Source organism: Pusillimonas sp. (genome assembly GCF_029263785.1).
Lineage (GTDB): Bacteria > Pseudomonadota > Gammaproteobacteria > Burkholderiales > Burkholderiaceae_B > Pusillimonas.
In genome coordinates, this window is the sequence record NZ_JAJUFE010000009.1 from 1 (window position 1) to 13711 (window position 13711).

Genomic DNA, 13711 nt, shown 5'->3' on the forward strand with positions numbered 1-13711 from the left:
GCCGTGTATGACATAACCAATGGCCGGCAATAGGGCCGATGCCAGCAAACACAACAGGGTTGCAAACGCCAAGGTGGGGATAAGCGCTGTGTTTTTCCCGTAGCGTCCATGAGCGAGCGCAGCTGCACTGGTCAGCACAAACGCCAGCGGCTCGAGCACAATCGTCAGCCAGAACGCGGCCAGTGCATTTCCAAAAATGATGAACCGGATGCAGAAGCCCACGAGCGCCAGTAACAGCCACACCACAACCTGGGCACGCCAAAATACACCAGATGTCTCGGACGAGTTATTTTCGAGAGTGATCGGACGTATGTTCATGTCAGTAGTAAAATCGGCCCGGAGACGCTCATCCGCCACAACCACAACACAAACGAAAACCATGCTGCGTGCGGTAATTGTTGACGACGAGGCCCCGGCACGGCGCTATTTGCGTCGATTGCTCGACGCCACTGCCAGTGTCCGGATCGAAGGTGAAGCGGCCACGCTCGAACAGGCTCGACGGTTGATCCGCGACCACCAGCCCGACGTCCTCTTCCTGGACGTAATGCTTGCGCACGAGACCGGGTTCGATCTTCTGCAACAAATTGATCACACTCCCAGCGTTGTGTTTGTCACCGCGCACAGCGACTATGCAACCCAGGCCTTTGATATCGAAGCCGTCGATTACCTTCTGAAGCCGGTCAATCCCGAACGGCTGGCACAAACCCTGGCCAGGCTCAAACCTCAGAACGGCGGCTATCTTTCGACACGCAGCAAATCGGGAACGCGGGTAATCAGGGTAAGCGATCTGACTGTTGCACTGGCCCAAGGAGACTACGTCCTGCTTTGTAGCGCAGAAAACCCGGGCGAGCTCATGCATACGACGCTCAAGAGGCTGGCCGAGCAACTTTCCTCGCCTCCATTTCATTCTGTTTCCCGGTCGATGATCATCAACTTGGAGCATATTTCGCATCTGGTTCACCGTCCTGGATCTCAGGTAGAGGTGTTTTTCACCAATGGAGTTCAGCCGATACTTCTGGGACGCACGGCGTCGATCCGATTGCGGCGCGCCTTAAGCTGAAACACCCGGTTGCACTCTTGCACCGCAGTGTGCCGAGAAGAGCAGTGCAGTCCAAGATGTTTTCGACGAAACGCGATTTCGGATCGACGAAATGGCTGGGGTGTAGCAAAAATATGCTATTGCGGAATCATTCTGGTAGCGCCGGTTTGTTCTACTTGCTCGCAGCGTCCAGACGCGCAAGCGCCTGCTCGGGCAGAGACAGTTGCGCTGATCCCATGATTTCATCCAGTTGCGCCACGCTGGTGGCACTTGCGATGGGCGCGGTCAGCCCCGGGCGCGACTGCAACCAGGCCAGGGCCACCTGAGAGGGCTTGGCTGCCAGTTCTTCAGAAACCTCCAGCAAGACCTGCAAAATTCCTTGCCCTCGATCATCAAAGTATTTGGTCAGCATGCCGGCCCTGGCCGTGCCTTCAAGGTCTTCCAGGCTCTTATACTTTCCGGTAAGAAAGCCGCTGGCCAGGGAGAAATAACCGACGGCTCCGAGTTGCTGTTGTATCGCCAGGTCTGCCAGCTCGTCTTCGAAAGCGGCCCGGTCGTACAAGCTGTACAAGGGCTGCATTACCTCGTAGCGTGGAAGGCCATTGTCTTTTGAGACGGCCAACGCTTCGCGAAGCCGAGCTGCCGAGTAGTTGGATGCGCCGATGGTGCGTACTTTGCCTGCCTGTATCAACTTCGAGAAAGCATCCAGGGTTTCAGCCAGAGGCACGTCTTCGTCGTCGATGTGGGCAAAGTAGACATCGAGGTAGTCGGTACGCAAGCGCTTCAGCGAATCTTCGACCGCTGTCTGTATGTTTTTGGCTGACAGACCCTTGCGGGCTTCCCACATCCCTACCTTGGTCATAAGAACGATATCGTCCCGGCGGCCACGACGGGCCAGCCAGTTGCCGATTACCGTTTCAGATTCACCACCACTTAGCCCCGGCCCCCACGCAGAATATATATCGGCGGTATCAATGGCGTTGAAACCCGCATCGACAAAGCGATCGAGCAGAGTGAAGGAGGTTTCTTCGTCGGCGGTCCAGCCGAATACGTTCCCGCCAAAAACGAGCGGTGCAATGGAAATGCCGGAACGGCCCAGTTCACGTTTTTGCATGGTAATTCCTATAGTCAACAGTCCCGCACAAGCCAGCTCATGGCCGCCGGATACATACAAACTACCATAGAAGCGTCCGACCGTTCCGACTGCTGCTTGAAGGCTAGAATGTGTACAAGTGGCTTACCGATACAGCCGTCGTGCAACTCATTACCCCTTACCCCATGAAGAAACTCGGATTCCTTTCCTTTGGCCATTGGACGCCTTCGCCACATTCTCAGGCACGCACAGCAGCCGATTCCCTCTTGCAATCGATTGACATCGCCGTTGCTGCAGAAGAGCTCGGGATGGACGGTGCGTATTTTCGGGTGCACCACTTCGCACGACAGCTTGCTTCTCCGTTCCCGCTGCTGGCCGCGATTGGGGCGCGCACAAAACGTATCGAGATCGGCACCGGTGTCATTGACATGCGTTACGAGAACCCTCTGTACATGGTCGAGAATGCCAGTGCAGCAGACTATATCGCAGGGCAGCGACTGCAGTTGGGTATCAGCCGGGGCTCTCCCGAACAGGTCATCGACGGATGGCGGTACTTTGGTTTCCAACCGGCGCAGGGCCAGACTGATGCCGATATGGGCCGGATGCACGCAGAGATATTCCTTGATTTGCTCAAGGGCGAAGGATTCGCCGAACCGAACCCCAATCCGATGTTTCCCAATCCTCCAGGCTTATTGCGGCTTGAGCCCCTATCGGAAGGTTTGCGCGACCGGATCTGGTGGGGCGCAGGCTCCAACGCGACCGCCGTCTGGGCGGCCAAGCTGGGCATGAACCTGCAAAGCTCAACCCTCAAGAACGATGAAACCGGGGAACCCTTCCACATTCAACAGGCCGCACAAATTCGCGCCTACAAACAGGCTTGGAAAGAAGCAGGCCACGCGCGCGAACCACGGGTGTCCGTCAGCCGCAGCATCTTCGCACTGGTTAACGAGCAAGACCGGGCTTACTTTGGACGCTCGGGCCAAAGCGAAGACCAGGTGGGCTATATCGATGCAAATACACGCGCGGTCTTTGGACGCAGTTATGCCGCTGAACCCGATGTACTGGTTGAACAGCTTAAACAGGATGAGGCTATTGCCGAAGCTGACACGCTGCTGCTTACCATACCCAGCCAGCTTGGCCCCGACTACAACGCTCACATTATGGAAGCCATTCTTACTCACGTCGCACCGGCACTTGGCTGGCGCTAAGAATGGCTACAATTCAAACTATGAATTCGACACCACCACACACCGAGAATCAGCCTGGCGCGCAGTCGCAAAGTGAGACCCCGCAAGCGCACCCTGAATTCGGTCATATCCGCAGCTTCGTCCACCGTCGCAGTCATATCACCGCACGTCAACAAGACGCGCTCGACCGGCTGCTGCCACAGTGGTCTGTCCCATTTCGCGCGTCGCCCATCGATTTCGAGCAAGTGTTCGGTCGCGATGCACCGACGGTGCTGGAAATTGGCTTCGGGATGGGCGAGACAACCGAGAAGATTGCCTTGGCGCGACCCGAGGATAACTTCCTGGGTGTCGAGGTTTTCAACGCGGGGGTGGGAGCGATGCTTCAGCGCATCGAAGACTCACAGCTGCAAAATCTGCGCATCATTCAGCATGACGCCGTCGAGGTCGTGCGTGACATGATCGCCCCCGACTCACTGGCCGGGGTGCACATTTACTTTCCCGACCCATGGCCCAAAAAGCGCCATCACAAAAGGCGGCTGATACAACCGCCCTTTGTGCAGTTGCTGGCCAGCCGTCTTAAACCTGGCGGCTACATCCACTGCGCCACAGACTGGGAACACTATGCCCACCAGATGCTCGAAGTGCTAAGCGCCGAGCCACTATTGGCCAACACCTGCGAGGGCTTCGCGCCACGGCCGGCTTTTCGCCCCCTTACCAAGTTCGAAAACCGCGGCTTGCGCCTGGGGCACGGCGTGTGGGACTTGATCTTTACGCGAAAGCCCTGATATGAATTCTGTTAAGCCGCAAGGCCGTTGATTTCCGGAGAGCTTCATGAACATAACTCTGAACGGCAAGCCACATGCGCTGGGCCACGACCGCAGTGTGGCCGACTTGATACGTAGTCTGGGTTTTGAAGGCAAACGCATTGCGGTAGAACGCAATGGCGATATCGTCCCAAAGAGCCAGCACGCTGACACGCTGCTGAACAGCAACGACGTGGTAGAGATCGTTGTCGCCGTGGGCGGCGGTTAAGCCCCGCCCCAGCTGGGGCGAGGCACCCGGTTTTACTTGCGAAAACCGCCAAAGCCGCCGAAGCCGCCGCCTCCGAGTCCTTTCAGGCCACCCATGGCGCGCATCATCTTGGCCATACCGCCCTTCTTCATTTGCTTCATCATCCCCTGCATTTGCTCGAACTGCGACAGCAGACGGTTCACTTCCTGAACCGGCACACCGGCGCCCGCCGCAATGCGGCGCTTGCGTGAAGCCTTGAGGATTTCCGGTTTGGCGCGTTCTGCAGGCGTCATTGAGTTAAGAATGCCCTCGGTGCGCCGCAACTGCTTTTCTGCCTGACCACCCTGAATCTGTGAAGCTGCCTGGGCGAACTGGGCCGGCAATTTTTCGAGCATGGAGCTCATGTCGCCCATTTTCTTGACTTGCTGCAGTTGATCACGGAAGTCGTTCAGATCGAAGCGGTTGCCGGATTTGATCTTGGTGGCCAGTTTCTGGGCTTCGGCAATATCGATATTCTTTTGAGCCTGCTCGACCAACGAAACAATGTCGCCCATGCCCAGCACGCGCTGGGCCATCCGCTCTGGGTGGAAGGGCTCGAGGCCGTCAAGCTTTTCGGACACACCCACGAACTTCAGGGGTTTGCCTGTGACATGCCGTACCGATAGCGCCGCCCCCCCACGTGCGTCGCCGTCAAGCTTGGTAAGCACAACGCCGGTAAGTGGTAGCGCTTCACCGAACGCCTTGGCTGTGTTGACGGCATCCTGACCCTGCATGGCGTCGACTACGAAAAGCGTTTCGATCGGACGCAGCAGATCGTGCAGCGCGCGAATCTCGCGCATCATTTCTTCGTCAACACCCAGGCGGCCGGCCGTATCCACGATCAGCACGTCGTAATGGTGACGCTTGGCATGATCCAGCGCATTGACAGCGATGGCTTCGGGCTTCTGCGAGGGGTCGGTGGGAAGAAAATCGACCTTAGCCTGCGCCGCTACGGTTTTCAATTGTTCGATAGCCGCCGGACGATATACGTCGGCACTGACCACCAGCACTTTCTTTTTGCCGGACTTGCGCCCATTTTGCACATGGCCACCCTCGGCGAGCCATTTGGCCAGCTTACCCGTCGTGGTGGTTTTACCCGCCCCCTGCAAGCCGGCCATCAGGATCACGGCAGGCGGCTGAACCGCCAGCGAGAGTTCACCGGCATCAGCGCCCAGATCGCCGCCCATAAGGGCGGTCAGTTCTTTGTGAACCACGCCCACCAGGGCCTGGCCGGGGTTTAGACTGCCGGCGACGTCTTGTCCAAGTGCCTTTTCCTTTACCCGTGCGATGAAATCGCGCACCACCGGAAGGGCCACGTCGGCTTCAAGCAGGGCCATCCGGACTTCGCGCAGCATTTCCTGCGTGTTGGCTTCGGTAAGGCGAGCTTCTCCGCGTATCGTTTTAACGACCCGGGACAAACGCTGTGTCAGGTTTTCTAGCATGGCACTCTATCGCTTAAACTAGCTGGTCGGATAGCTGAATACAAGACAGCTACCGCCAAACATTAAAATACAGGGGCTATCAGGCATTATGCCTCAACACCCTCGTGGGAACTGACCCGATCTATGTCTGCAGGCATTGTATTTCACTCACTCGCAGCGTTGGCCTATGGCCTTTTGGCGATTTCATTGTGGCAGCCTCTTAAAAGCGGAAACCCGCAAACGAGCGCGGGCGCGGTGCGTCGCGCCTGCCTGCTGGGAGCTATCGCACTACACGGCGTGGGGCTGTATATGGCCATTCTGCATAGCGCCAGCCATCTGTATTTGGGTTGGGCGCTGGCCCTGTCGGCCGCAATGTGGCTGGGCATGATCGTTTTCTGGCTCGAAAGTCTGGTAACCCGCATCGACGGCCTGCTGCTAATTTTACTCCCTGCTGCCGCAATTATCTCGGCCGGGGCCGCTGTATTCCATCAGGGGCATGTCGTCAGTAACGCTGCTAACGAATGGCTGCGTATCCACTTGCTGATCGCACTTACAGCATACGGACTGACCACCGTCGCAGCGTTGCAGGCGATGCTGATGGCTGCGCTTGACCGTTACCTGCACCGCCCCGTTGAACAAGCCGGTCAACGCAACCTGCTTGCCCGGGCGCTCGACGCCATGCCTCCTCTTCTTGTACAAGAGCACTTGCTGTTCCATCTGATCTGGATCAGCTTTTCTGTATTGACCCTTACTGTCATCACCGGCGCCATTGTCTCGCTACAACTGGCGGGCACCCTGTTTCCGCTTGATCACAAGACCATATTCACTTTACTTTCGTGGGCGACCTTTGCCGTATTGCTGACTGGCCGCCATTTGAGCGGCTGGCGTGGACGCAAGGCCTTGCGATGGACGCTGGTCGGCTTTGCTTTCATGCTGCTTTCATACAGCGGAAGCAGGTTCGTTATCGATGTCATTTTGAACCGAGGATAAAGTGGGAAAACTGCTTCTGTGGGCCATCGTCATCGTGGGTGCCTTGCTGGTGGCTCGTCTCCTGGCGCGAAGCGCTCGTGTCAACAATGAAACGCCCCGCGCCGGTTCCTTACCCCGTAAAGCACCACCGCCGCCGGTCGATGAACCCGAAGCAATGGTACGTTGTGCCCACTGCGGCATACACATGCCGCGCTCGGAAGCCTTGTTGATCAACGGCGAGACCTGGTGCAGCAGCGAGCACGCCAAATTGGGGCAGCGTCAGTGAATAGCCCGTTGGTCCTTGATCGACATGGCTGGCTCAAGATCAGGCCCGGTGTAAGGCTCGAGCCGTCGCCCCATTGCGATGAGCGCCCCACTGACACCCAACCCTATCTGCTGGTCATCCACAATATCAGCCTGCCGCCTGGAATCTTTGGCGGGCCGGAAATTATCGACCTGTTCCTGGACAGGCTGGATTACACCTCACACCCTTGGCTGGAACAGTTGCGTGGGCTGCACGTGTCGGCTCACTTTCTGATCCGCCGCGATGGCGGCCTCGTGCAGTTTGTATCCACTGACCACCGCGCCTGGCATGCTGGCGTATCGCAGTTTGAAGGTCGGCCGCGCTGCAACGATTTTTCCATTGGGATTGAGCTGGAAGGCACCGACACACAGCCGTATACCGACGAACAGTACGCCACGCTGAAAAGGCTGACCCTGGCACTGAAAAGTCAATACCCCTTGCGAGCGGTACGGGGCCACGAGCATATCGCTCCCGGGCGCAAGACTGACCCCGGACGGTCCTTCGACTGGAATCGCTACGGAAGGGAAAGCGGCTGGCTCAGGCGGCAGATGCCGCCTTCAGCCTGACACCATCAGCTTAGCAACAGCTTGTTCAGGCGTTTGACGAATCCGGCCGCGTCTTCCAGCTGGGCACCTTCAGCAAGCAGAGCCTGATCCAGCAGCAACTGCGCCCACTCGTCGAAGGCCTCATCCTTGGCTTCATTGATCCGGGCCACCAAGGCGTGCTCAGGGTTGATCTCGAGAATGGGCTTGCTCTCGGGGGTTTGTTGTCCGGCCGCCTTCAACATACGGCGCAAATAGGGGCTGAGCTCGTGGGCATCAACCACAACGCAGGCAGGTGAATCCACCAGGCGAGCCGTAACCCGCACTTCCTTCACTTTTTCACCAAGAGACTTCTGCAGGCGCTCGACCAAAGGCTTCATCGATTCGGCCAGTTCGGACTGCTGCTTTTTCTCTTCTTCGTCAGCCAGCTTATCAAGATCGAGGCCGCCCTTGGCAACAGAAACCAGCTTCTTGCCGTCGTACTCATCAAGGAAGGAAAGCATCCACTCGTCGACGCGATCGGACATCAACAATACTTCGAGTCCCTTCTTGCGGAAGATCTCCAGCTGAGGGCTGTTGGCTGCAGCAGCGTACGATTCGGCAGTGATGTAGTAGATGGCGTCCTGCCCTTCTTTCATCCGGCTGACATAATCAGACAGCGAGACTGACTGGACCGAGCTGTCGTTATGCGTCGAGGCAAAGCGCAGCAACTTGGCGATTCGTTCGCGGTTGGCAGGGTCTTCGCCGGTACCTTCTTTCAGCACCTGACCAAACTGTTCCCAGAACTGGGCGAACTCTTCGGGCTTATTTTCGGCCAGGTCTTCGATAAGCGAGAGAACCCGTTTTGCCGAACCTTCGCGAATAGCTTTTACATCGCGGCTTTCCTGAAGGATTTCGCGCGACACGTTAAGCGGCAAATCCGCAGAATCGATGACTCCCCGAACGAAGCGCAAATAGTTGGGCAACAGTTGCTCGGCGTCGTCCATGATGAAGACACGCTTGACGTACAGCTTGACGCCGCGGCGGCCTTCGCGGTCCCACAGGTCGAACGGGGCACGCTTGGGAAGATAAAGCAACTGCGTGTATTCGCTGCGCCCCTCGACCCGGTTATGCGTCCAGGCCAGAGGGTCGTCGAAATCGTGGGCAATATGCTTGTAGAACTCCTTGTACTGCTCATCCGTAATATCGGACTTAGAGCGCGTCCATAATGCGCTGGCCTGGTTGACCGTTTCCCACTCGTCCTTCTTGACTTGCTCGGATTTCTCGCTGTCCCATTCTTCCTTGCGCATCTGCACTGGCAGCGAGATGTGGTCGGAGTATCGGCGCAGCACTTCGCGAAGTTTCCAGCCGCTTAAGAAATCGTCTTCACCCTCGCGCAGATGCAGGGTAATGGAGGTTCCACGACCAGGCTTATTGATTTGCGCAACGGTGAATTCACCCTGACCGTCGGATTCCCACTGCACACCCTGATCAGCATCCAGGCCGGCACGACGGCTGCGTACCGTAACCTTGTCTGCCACAATAAACGAAGAATAAAAGCCGACGCCGAACTGGCCAATAAGGTGGGCATCCTTTTGCTTGTCGCCCGTCAGCTGTGAGAAAAACTCTTTGGTTCCAGACCGCGCGATAGTGCCCAGGTTGGCAACCGCCTCATCGCGTGACAAGCCGATTCCATTATCCGAAATCGTAATAGTGCGTGCGTCGGAGTCGTACTCCACCTGCACGCGCAAATCGGCATCACCCTGCAACAGTTCCGGCTTGTCAATGGCTTCGAAGCGCAGCTTGTCGCAAGCGTCGGACGCGTTGGACACCAGCTCTCGCAAGAATATCTCTTTGTTGCTGTACAGCGAGTGAATCATCAAGTGCAGAAGCTGCTTGACTTCGGCTTGGAAACCCAGGGTTTCGGAAGAGGTAGTGGAGGTTTCTGCTTGACTCATGGTTTACTCGACAAAAAAATTCAAGAATTCAGCCCGCCGGGCCGGTGCGATCGCTTCCTGGCAACCGCGCCGCAAAAAGCGGACGCGAAAAAATGGCTGGACAACAGATAGGGGCGGACAGGCGAATTTCAAGAGCTGTTCGACATGCGAACAACCCTGCTTCCGGCCGCTTTCACAGCGTAGGTGATATTCTTCAATTCGACTCCAGTTCTGCCTGCAGGCAACACCCCGTTCGTACCGTTACGACGGGCTTGCGAGCGCGAAGCGCCTAAGCATCGAGTCAAGAATTTGCTGTCGCCGTGTCATTTGCTTTCTCTTGCAGCATGTCGTCGTGCTCCGCCATCTTCCAGGGCAGCACACCTGGAGAGATCTGCAAGAAATTCAGATACCTTTCAAAATGGTCGAGAATGTCGGCGATCAGTTCTTGTTGTGTGTAGCCGTACACATCCTGGTCGACCCCACCACGTTGCAAGAATACTTCGGCTCGATAGTAGTGCGAAGCCGTTTCTTCGGAACTGGCGGCGGAACCGCTGGTTCGCTCAGCAGCCTCGGGCGCGTCCGAACTCGGGGATGCAAATACGGGCATTTCGTAGGCGCGCAGTCGCACCTCGTATAAGAAATCGAGTTGATCGGTCTTGTGTACTTCGACTTCCAGGTACGCGCGACACGGATCGCTCTCAACCGTAACTTTCGCCGGCCATCCCTGCTCGTCGAGGCCCTGGGCCAATCGCTTCATGGCTGACAATACGTCTTCAGTAATATACGACTGCACCTGGTTCTGATCCGGGTAATCCACAATGCCCGCCAGACGCTTCTTCCAGGCGGTGGACGAGCTGGCAGCGGGCCGTTGCTGTCTCTGCTGCTCAAGACTCTTATCGCGGTGAGTTTCGATAGCCAGGGCCCGCCACATCCCAACAGCCGCCACCAGCAAGATAACGGAGAATGGCAAGGCGCTGACTATTGTCATGCTCTGAAGCGCGTGAAGGCCTCCGGCAAGCAGCAGCACCGCCGCAACCACGCCTTCGGCGGTTGCCCAGAAGGCACGCTGAATGGCCGGTGTATTGGCAATGCCCCCCGCCGCCAGGGAGTCGATAACAAGCGACGCTGAGTCGGACGACGTCACAAAAAATGTGACGATCAAAATTACCGTGACAAACGAGACAATGGCCGTCAATGGCAGACGTTCGAGCAATTTGAACAGCGCTATTGCATTGTTATCCTGCACGTCAGCGATAAGTGAGACATAACCTTCGTTCATGATGGCAAACAGCGCCGTCTCACCGAATACGGAAAACCAAAAAAAGGTAAACGTAGTTGGCACCAGCATTACACCAAACACGAACTGCCGAATCGTGCGGCCACGGCTGATTTTCGCGATAAACAACCCGACAAAGGGGGACCAGGCAATCGTCCACCCAAAGATGAACAGGGTCCAGTTCCCTATCCAGTCGCTGCGCGAATACGCCTGCAGATTGAATGTACGTTCGATAATGTTGTTCAGATAAGCGCCCGTGTTCTCCAGGAAAGTTTCCAGGATGAAAAGCGTGGGGCCCAATACAAAAACAAACATCATCAGCGCTGTTGCCAGGACCATATTCAAAAGAGAAAGGTTCTTGACTCCTTTATCCAGCCCCGCCACTACCGAGAAAAGCGCGATTCCTGTGATGGCGGCGATCGCTATAACCTGAACGGTATTGTTAATGGGAATAGACGGCCAGAGGTAATTCAACCCCGTATTGATTTGCATGACCGACAGACCCAGCGACGTGGCGACACCGAACATGGTTCCCAGGATAGCCACCACGTCGACCGTATGCCCGACAGGTCCGTGGATGCGTTTTCCTATTAACGGAAAAAGTGCAGACCGCATTGACAGCGGTAAGCCATGGCGAAAGGCAAAATAGGCCAGCACCAGCCCCACCAGCCCGTATATCGCCCAAATGTGGAACCCCCAATGAAAGAAGGTTATCTGCATGGCCTGCTTCGCTGCGTCGATCGTTTCGGCCGCGCCTTGGGGTGGCATGGCGTAATGCAATACCGGCTCCGCCACACCGAAAAACAGCAGCGCAATCCCGTAGCCAGCAGAGAACAGCATGGCAAACCAGGACAGAAAGCTATATTGAGGCTCGGCGTGATCGGGCCCCAGCTTGATATTGCCCCACTTACTGGTCGCCACCAACACGATAAAGACCAGAAATATCGCAACGGACAGCATGTAGAACCATCCAAAATTGCGCGTGACATACGCGAGCGAACTTGAAAATATCTCTCCTGCCTGATCCGGGTTTGCGACTGTCAGGGCTACTAGTATTAATATGAGTGCGACAGCAGGCATAAATACGGGCATCAACAGCGTTGATTTCCAGTTCGCTTTCTTTTGTTCTGAAGCCATGTGTCTCCTCTCTGACTAAGATTGGTCAACGCAGTGTTTGAAAGTATAAGGGGTGGCGGCAATACTGCTGATTTTTTGCAATATCAATAATCCGAGGTGAGTCGTGAAAGTCCATGAAGCCATTGCCCGAGGTTTGTCCGATCTGGGCTGTACCGAGATGTTCGGAGTGCTGGGAGACGGATGTGTTTATGTCATTGACAGCTTCCGCCGTGACTGCAAAGGAAGATACATCGCGGCAGTTCATGAAAACAGCGCAGTCTTGATGGCTCAGGGTTGGGCACGCGTTACAGGCAAGATTGGTGTGGCTGCCGTCACCCATGGACCAGGGCTTGCGAACGTCGTCACCGCCCTCATAGAAGGCACCAAGGCCGGTACACCCATGGTACTGCTGGCTGGTGATACTCCTGTGGCCGATCGCGAACACGCCCAGAACATTAACCAGGCTCAGCTGGTTGCAGCGACCGGCGCGGGCTTCGAGCCGCTGCGCAGTCCAAACACCATAGCCGAAGACTTGTCCCGCGCGTTCTATCGCGCACATACAGAACGTCGCCCCATCGTATTCAACATGCCGGTTGAATTTCAGTGGCTCGAAGTCGAATACGAGAAGCCTTATTTGCGCCTGCCTGAAACCCGCAGCGCCATTCCAAGCAGTACCGACATGGACGACGCAATCGGTATCATCGCCTCGTCACGCCTGCCGGTCGTTCTTGCCGGCCGCGGAGTCTGTGATGCGGATGCCGAGGAAGCGGTCTTGCGCTTCGCCCGCCGAATCGAGGCACCAGTCGCCACCTCGGCGCGCGGCAAAGGCTTGTTCAACGAAGACCCCTTCCACCTGGGCATTTCGGGCACTATCGCCAACGAAGTGGCACTTGATGTCATTGGTCGCAGCGATTGCCTGATCGTATTTGGCGCCAGCCTCAACAAGTACACATCCGGTGAGCGTGGCCTGACTCGTGGCAAGCGCATCATTCAGATCAATCCGCTGCCCAGCGAACTCGGACGCTGCACACCCGTGACGGTAGGCATGGTGGGGGATCCCGGCCTGACGGCCGATGCCATGGTCAAGTGGCTTGACGAAGCCGAAATTCCTGGTTCGGGCGCGCGCAACGACGACCTGCAACAAGAACTGGAGAACTATCGCGAGAAAGCGAAACAGAAGCTCGTGCATTCGACTCCCCCTGGCACTGTCGACCTTTATGAGCTCGCCTTCGCGGTGGACGAGGCCCTGCCAAAGGACCGCGTCTATGTTTCCGATTCCGGTCGATTCATGTTCGCCTTCTGGGATGTACTTTCGGTGCCGAATCCTCGGTCATATGTAGATTGCAATGGCTTCTCGTCCATTGGGCTAGGTGCGGCAACAGCCATGGGCGCCGCGGTCGCTGCCGCCGGCCGTCCTACAGTGTTCGTTACCGGCGACGGCGGTTTCATGCTTGGCGGATTAAGCGAGCTGGCTACCGCCGTGGCCGAACAATTGGACCTGGTAATCGTAGTGGCGAATGACAGCAGCTACGGCGCCGAGCATATTGCCCTGACCATGCACAATATGGATCCGGACATCTCCTTGCTCCCTTCCAGAGACTTTGCGCGCATTGCCGAGGCATTTGGCTGCCAGGGCACGACGGTAACGAGCAAAGAGGAACTACAGAAAGCCATGGCTGCCGTGAACGACCGGGATCGCAAGCGACCCTTGGTGATAGACGTCAAGATTGACCCGGCGTCGGTCTACGGCGGTACAGCTGTTGCCCGGCCATAATTACCGCAGCTGGCCAACAACGTC

12 protein-coding genes and 1 pseudogene are annotated in these 13711 nt (G+C 56.7%); 8 read left to right on the forward strand and 5 right to left on the reverse strand.

Annotation, left to right across the window (positions count from 1 at the left end):
- A pseudogene (locus Q1J88_RS04245) lies at nt 1–318 on the reverse strand (sensor histidine kinase); the annotation flags it as partial.
- A 61-nt stretch (nt 319–379) separates the two neighbouring features.
- Between Q1J88_RS04245 and Q1J88_RS04250 the strand changes: the two are divergent.
- A complete protein-coding gene (locus Q1J88_RS04250) occupies nt 380–1060 on the forward strand; it encodes a DNA-binding response regulator (protein ID WP_301116307.1) in 681 nt (226 codons plus the stop codon).
- A 151-nt stretch (nt 1061–1211) separates the two neighbouring features.
- Here Q1J88_RS04250 and Q1J88_RS04255 read toward each other — a convergent pair whose 3' ends face one another.
- On the reverse strand, nt 1212–2153 hold the full coding sequence (locus Q1J88_RS04255) for an aldo/keto reductase (RefSeq protein ID WP_301116308.1): 942 nt from the start codon (nt 2151–2153) through the stop codon (nt 1212–1214).
- 164 nt (nt 2154–2317) lie between these two features.
- Here Q1J88_RS04255 and Q1J88_RS04260 point away from each other — a divergent pair, with 164 nt between their 5' ends.
- The 3 genes from Q1J88_RS04260 to thiS are packed head-to-tail and all read left to right on the forward strand — an operon-like array spanning nt 2318 to nt 4351.
- Complete coding sequence (locus tag Q1J88_RS04260; RefSeq protein ID WP_366902367.1) at nt 2318–3340, forward strand: LLM class flavin-dependent oxidoreductase; 1023 nt, start codon at nt 2318–2320, stop codon at nt 3338–3340.
- A gap of 20 nt (nt 3341–3360) precedes the next feature.
- Entirely contained in the window at nt 3361–4104 is a 744-nt protein-coding gene (gene trmB, locus Q1J88_RS04265) for a tRNA (guanosine(46)-N7)-methyltransferase TrmB (RefSeq protein ID WP_301116380.1), read from the forward strand.
- A gap of 46 nt (nt 4105–4150) precedes the next feature.
- Complete coding sequence (gene thiS, locus Q1J88_RS04270; protein WP_301116310.1) at nt 4151–4351, forward strand: sulfur carrier protein ThiS; 201 nt, start codon at nt 4151–4153, stop codon at nt 4349–4351.
- Nucleotides 4352–4383: 32 nt separating this feature from the next.
- On the opposite strand, the gene ffh is transcribed toward thiS, so the two are convergent.
- The gene (gene ffh / locus Q1J88_RS04275; RefSeq protein ID WP_301116312.1) at nt 4384–5811 is read right to left on the reverse strand and encodes a signal recognition particle protein; all 1428 of its coding nucleotides are present in this window, start codon (nt 5809–5811) and stop codon (nt 4384–4386) included.
- Nucleotides 5812–5934: 123 nt separating this feature from the next.
- Here ffh and ccsA point away from each other — a divergent pair, with 123 nt between their 5' ends.
- From ccsA to ampD, 3 genes are read left to right on the forward strand one after another with little or no spacing between them, the layout of a single operon-like run.
- On the forward strand, nt 5935–6780 hold the full coding sequence (gene ccsA / locus Q1J88_RS04280) for a cytochrome c biogenesis protein CcsA (RefSeq protein ID WP_301116313.1): 846 nt from the start codon (nt 5935–5937) through the stop codon (nt 6778–6780).
- Nucleotide 6781: 1 nt separating this feature from the next.
- Nucleotides 6782–7045 (forward strand): PP0621 family protein, encoded by a 264-nt coding sequence (locus tag Q1J88_RS04285; protein WP_301116314.1) that lies wholly within the window; start codon nt 6782–6784, stop codon nt 7043–7045.
- The gene (gene ampD, locus Q1J88_RS04290) at nt 7042–7629 is read left to right on the forward strand and encodes a 1,6-anhydro-N-acetylmuramyl-L-alanine amidase AmpD (RefSeq protein WP_301116315.1); all 588 of its coding nucleotides are present in this window, start codon (nt 7042–7044) and stop codon (nt 7627–7629) included. Before Q1J88_RS04285 ends, ampD begins: the two co-directional genes overlap by 4 nt.
- A 5-nt stretch (nt 7630–7634) precedes the next feature.
- On the opposite strand, the gene htpG is transcribed toward ampD, so the two are convergent.
- Nucleotides 7635–9542 (reverse strand): molecular chaperone HtpG, encoded by a 1908-nt coding sequence (gene htpG / locus Q1J88_RS04295; protein WP_301116316.1) that lies wholly within the window; start codon nt 9540–9542, stop codon nt 7635–7637.
- A 280-nt stretch (nt 9543–9822) separates the two neighbouring features.
- Entirely contained in the window at nt 9823–11934 is a 2112-nt protein-coding gene (locus tag Q1J88_RS04300) for a BCCT family transporter (RefSeq protein ID WP_301116317.1), read from the reverse strand.
- A 103-nt stretch (nt 11935–12037) separates the two neighbouring features.
- Here Q1J88_RS04300 and Q1J88_RS04305 point away from each other — a divergent pair, with 103 nt between their 5' ends.
- Nucleotides 12038–13687, forward strand: coding sequence for a thiamine pyrophosphate-binding protein (locus tag Q1J88_RS04305; RefSeq protein WP_301116318.1), 1650 nt, complete (start codon nt 12038–12040; stop codon nt 13685–13687).
- Nucleotides 13688–13711 lie beyond the last annotated feature (24 nt).

Excerpts from the sequence above, each read along its gene's own strand:
- htpG (WP_301116316.1), bottom strand. The coding sequence starts at position 9,542 with ATGAGTCAAGCAGAAACCTCCACTACCTCTTCCGAAACCCTGGGTTTC.
- trmB (WP_301116380.1), top strand. The coding sequence starts at position 3,361 with ATGAATTCGACACCACCACACACCGAGAATCAGCCTGGCGCGCAGTCG.
- Q1J88_RS04250 (WP_301116307.1), top strand. The coding sequence starts at position 380 with ATGCTGCGTGCGGTAATTGTTGACGACGAGGCCCCGGCACGGCGCTAT.
- thiS (WP_301116310.1), top strand. The coding sequence starts at position 4,151 with ATGAACATAACTCTGAACGGCAAGCCACATGCGCTGGGCCACGACCGC.
- Q1J88_RS04260 (WP_366902367.1), top strand. The coding sequence starts at position 2,318 with ATGAAGAAACTCGGATTCCTTTCCTTTGGCCATTGGACGCCTTCGCCA.
- Q1J88_RS04255 (WP_301116308.1), bottom strand. The coding sequence starts at position 2,153 with ATGCAAAAACGTGAACTGGGCCGTTCCGGCATTTCCATTGCACCGCTC.
- ffh (WP_301116312.1), bottom strand. The coding sequence starts at position 5,811 with ATGCTAGAAAACCTGACACAGCGTTTGTCCCGGGTCGTTAAAACGATA.
- Q1J88_RS04300 (WP_301116317.1), bottom strand. The coding sequence starts at position 11,934 with ATGGCTTCAGAACAAAAGAAAGCGAACTGGAAATCAACGCTGTTGATG.
- ccsA (WP_301116313.1), top strand. The coding sequence starts at position 5,935 with ATGTCTGCAGGCATTGTATTTCACTCACTCGCAGCGTTGGCCTATGGC.